Source organism: Occallatibacter sp. (genome assembly GCF_049802275.1).
Lineage (GTDB): Bacteria > Acidobacteriota > Terriglobia > Terriglobales > Acidobacteriaceae > Telmatobacter.
Genome location: NZ_JBARMD010000371.1, coordinates 1 through 4124, shown reverse-complemented (window position 1 = coordinate 4124; position 4124 = coordinate 1). Strand labels below are relative to the sequence as shown.

Here is a 4124-nt window from a genome sequence, read left to right as displayed (position 1 = left end):
CCGCCGAGATTGGGATTGTCGGCGACCTCATCCGGATACACATCGATCAGCTTGACCACCCAGTCGGAGTCGGTTCCCGAGGTTGAGGCGATGATGTTGGCGATGGCCTGTCCGGTGATGTGAATGGGTTCGGTCAAAGCATCGGATGTGTAGGTGAGGACATCGGGGCGGCCTGAGGCTTCGCGCTGATCGTCGACTAGCCACTGCGGCCAGGTGAGCGGCAGAACGTAGCCTACCGGCTGGCTGGGGCGGGCGCGGAAGGGTACGGGCCTGGCGGGGTCGGAGACGTACTCGTCGTACGAAGAAGCGGAGTTAGCGGGGCTAGCGGGGTTAGGGATGTTAGCAGAGCTAGCGGAGTTAGCAAAGCTGAGTTTGAATCCTGCTTGCAAATAGAGCGATTTGGTTGCTGGTGCAACGGGCCACGCGGGGAGTTTCTGCCATTCGTCTTTGCCGGTTTCGTAGGCGGTGACGGGCGCGATGTTGAGCGGCGGGGCATCGTCTTTGAGATAGTGCGCGAGGAACGGGGCGAGAACGTTCTTGCGGAACCATGTGCCGGTGTCCGATCCGAAGCGAATTGCGCCGAGAGAGTCGGCTGGCTCGATCTCCTGACCGTGATGCCAGGGGCCGAGAACGAGGAAAACTTTGTCGTTGCCCTTGTCGAGCGGCTTGATGGCTTTGTAGACGGCAGGTGCGCCGTAGATGTCTTCCTGATCCCAAAGCGAGTGGACGAGGAGGATCGGAACTTGGATACCGTTGGCGCTGAACTCCTTCGCGAGCACCTTGTCCATTGCCTGATCGGACCAGAAGGAGTCATAGGCGGGATGCGCAATCAGCTTATTCCAGAAGCCGATCTGTTCGAGACCGTGGCGGCGGCCGAGTTCGCCTGCTGAACCGGCGGACATGTATTCGTCGTAGTCGTCGAAGTGCGCGGTCCACCACTTGTACTTCGGGTCGTTGTCGCGGGTGCCGATCTGCTCGTAGATGTAGGGCATGTTCTGTTCGCGGAAGGCGCCGTTGTGGAACCAGTCGTCGCCCATCCAGCCGTCGACCATGGGGTTCATGGGAACGGAGACTTTGAGGGCGGGATGGGGGTGAACAAGCACCGTGAGCGGCTCCCAGCCGTCGTAGGAGATGCCGAGGATGCCGACCTTGCCGTTGGTTTCGGGAATGTTGTGAATGAGCCACTCGATGGTGTCGTAGGTGTCGGTGGACTCGTCGACCGGGCTTGGGTTCTGCGGCCCGCGGTTAGGGCGGTTCATCACGTTGTCGCCTTCGGAGCCGTACTTGCCGCGAATGTCCTGGATAACGCGGATGTAGCCGCCATCGATGATGACGTCGAGGGCGTTGTCATAGCCGTAGAGATTCGGTCCGAGGTGCGCGCTGGCGGCGTGGGTGGTGAGCTGATCGGCGCTGTAGGGCGTGCGTGTAAGCAGGATAGGCTCGTGCCTGGCCGCCTTCGGAACGAGAATTACGGTGTGCAGGTGGACGCCGTCGCGCATGGCGATCATGGCTTCGCGGCGTTCGAAGTCGAAGGAGGAGGTCACCGGCTGAAGGTGATCGGGCATCTCGCTGGGGTAGCTGGGATATTGTGGCGCGGGACTCTGGCTGGCAGCGAAAACGGCAGTGAAGGCAAGGAGCATGGCTAGCGATGATCGGAGGATTATCACGACGAGACCTCTCTCGATTGCAGATGGGACTGGAGACGATTGTAGAGGAGCGGTGTGAGGGTTGAGGAACGGTGAATAGAGTACGCGCCCGCTCATCGCGATGAAACTGCGATGAACGGGGCACACGCTGAGAATCTGGCGTTGCTCTGTTAGCCGCAGATGAGCTTGGACTGCTTCTTTTCTTCGGGACAGAGTTCGGTCGGGCAGTCGCGACAGTCGAGGGGCGATGTGCAGCAAGGGTCGGACGCGATCAGGGAGCCGTCCAGTGCTTCAGAGACGTCGTGCCCGCACTTGGGGGCGTCGTGACCCGGGGACTTGGTGAGTTGTGCGGCGAGTTGTAGTCCGTAGAGGAAGGCGGAGGCTTCGTGCGAGTCTATTCGTGATCTTCTGAGCGCTTCGAAGACCTGGGTGACGGCGGTTTGGATGCCCTTCGCGTCTTCGATCGAAGCAAGCTCCAGCTTGGGACGAAGGCGTTTCGAAGCGTTGATGGTGGTGTGCAGGCGCTGGTGGAAGTAGCAATAGGATTTGTCCCTCATTGCGAATGAGCGACACCTTTTACCGCTGGACATGATATGACGACATTCTCTGGCCATAGTTTCTCCTTCGTGGAGACCCCCCTATACCTACTTCTTGAAATAAATCATGACTTTTCATAGACTTGCGCAGTTTATGGAGGCGTAAGTCGAATGTTGTGAGCAACCTGGGGCGTATAAATCTGAGCGGCAAGGAGTTAGTCAGCGGTCAGGGACCTAAAAGATCGGGATCAGAGAGCAGAGAGCAGTGACGGGCTCGGAGCCGGTGTTTTTTGGGATCGTCTTATCTAAATTGTGCCGAAAACAGAGTAATTAACCTGCAAAGTTTGGAAGATTTATTTTCTGTTTTGAATGATGAATCTAGGGCCGAATGAAGAGATGGGTGGGGTTGACATGACGTGAGGTGAGGCGCTCAACAGGTTACGGACAAAACTCAGAGCAAGGCGAATTGACCGCAGCAGGGGCTAAACAGGCTGCGGAAGAACTCGTTGGCGTGGGGTTTTCATAGGTGCGAGAACTGGCAGGGCCTAAAGGCCGCATTTATTAAATGGGTCTTAGTGGCCCGCGACCCACTAAGCGGGTTCCCCGAGCCGTGCCCTTGTTACAAAGGCACTTCGAACGAATTTTTCCGCAGCCTATGAAGCCCGAACCCATTTTGGGTTAGGTACAGCCTGGCTAAAGCCATGCCCTTGTTACAAAGCTGATACTTGCTTGGTGTGTTCGACGGCACACTTTGAGCTTGCGCGGCTCTGCTACCATAAGGACGATTGCGGTTCCCGCCGCTAGATAAGCCCATACGAGCGTAACGGCGGCAGAATTCTGGAAAGATCCTTAGAAGGAGAATTGCTATGCCATTAGTCTCCATGCGGCAGCTTCTCGACGAGGCCGCCAAGGGCGGATACGGCGTCGGCGCATTCAACGTTAACGACATGGAACAGATTCAGGCCATCATGATGGCGGCGAAGGAAACCAAGTCGCCAGTGATTGTGCAGGCCAGCCGCGGTGCGCGCCAGTTTGCCGAAGACCTGTACCTCTTCCGCTTGATCCAGGCCGCTGCGGAACTGAATCCCGAAATTCCGATTGCGATGCACCAGGATCACGGCAACAGCTTTGAGACCTGCAAGAGCGCCATCGAGCTGGGCTACACCTCGGTGATGATGGATGGGTCGCTGAAGGAAGACGGGAAGACTCCGTCGACGTTTGAAGAGAACGTGGAAGTGACTCGCAAGGTAGTCGAGTATGCGCATGAGCGCGGCGTGACGGTCGAAGGCGAGATCGGCGTGCTTGGCGGCGTTGAGGATGGACACGGAGCGGGTGGCTCTGGTCTCGAGCACATCACCGACCCCGACCAGGCTGTCGAATTCGCAGAGCGCACCGGCGTGGATGCGCTGGCGATTGCCATCGGCACCAGCCACGGCGCGTACAAGTTCACGAAGAAGCCGGATGGCTCGGTTTTGAAGATGGATGTGCTGATCGCGATCCACAAGCGGTTGCCGCACACGCACCTGGTGATGCATGGCAGCTCGTCGGTTCCCAAGGATCTGCAGGACGTCATCAATCAGTACGGCGGCAAACTGAAGGAGACGTGGGGCGTTCCGGTCGAGGAGATTCAACTCGGCATCCGCAACGGCGTTCGCAAGATCAACGTGGACACCGACAATCGTCTCGCGATCACAGGCGCGATCCGCAAGGTGTTCGCGGAGACGCCGGAGAAGTTCGATCCGCGTGATTATCTCAAGCCGGCGCGCGAAGCCATGAAGAAGGTTGTAGCGCTGCGCATGACGCAATTCGGGCAGGCCGGACACGCTGGCGACTACAAGCCGATGCCGATCACCGAGATCGCCAAGGGCTATGCGAACGGTTCGCTGGATACGCGTCCGTCGATGGCTGCAGCCCGCTAAAAGGTAGCGTAATGGAAGGGCGG

3 protein-coding genes are annotated in these 4124 nt (G+C 58.3%); 1 reads left to right on the top strand and 2 read right to left on the bottom strand.

Translation table 11 applies throughout. The features are described 5' to 3' along the window. Positions 1-1667 (bottom strand): CocE/NonD family hydrolase (locus tag WA354_RS12885; protein ID WP_472813416.1); only part of this gene is annotated, 1667 nt, incomplete at its 3' end. A 149-nt stretch (positions 1668-1816) separates the two neighbouring features. After that, positions 1817-2203 carry a hypothetical protein gene (locus WA354_RS12880; protein WP_472813415.1) on the bottom strand — a complete coding sequence of 129 codons (387 nt, stop codon included), beginning with the start codon at positions 2201-2203 and terminating at the stop codon, positions 1817-1819. An 845-nt stretch (positions 2204-3048) separates the two neighbouring features. Between WA354_RS12880 and WA354_RS12875 the strand changes: the two genes are divergently transcribed. Then, a complete protein-coding gene (locus WA354_RS12875; RefSeq protein WP_472813414.1) occupies positions 3049-4101 on the top strand; it encodes a ketose-bisphosphate aldolase in 1053 nt (350 codons plus the stop codon). Positions 4102-4124: the final 23 nt, after the last annotated feature.

Bases quoted from the DNA above. Each gene is read 5' to 3' on its own strand.
- WA354_RS12880 (WP_472813415.1), bottom strand. From the start codon at position 2,203: ATGAGGGACAAATCCTATTGCTACTTCCACCAGCGCCTGCACACCACC.
- WA354_RS12875 (WP_472813414.1), top strand. From the start codon at position 3,049: ATGCCATTAGTCTCCATGCGGCAGCTTCTCGACGAGGCCGCCAAGGGC.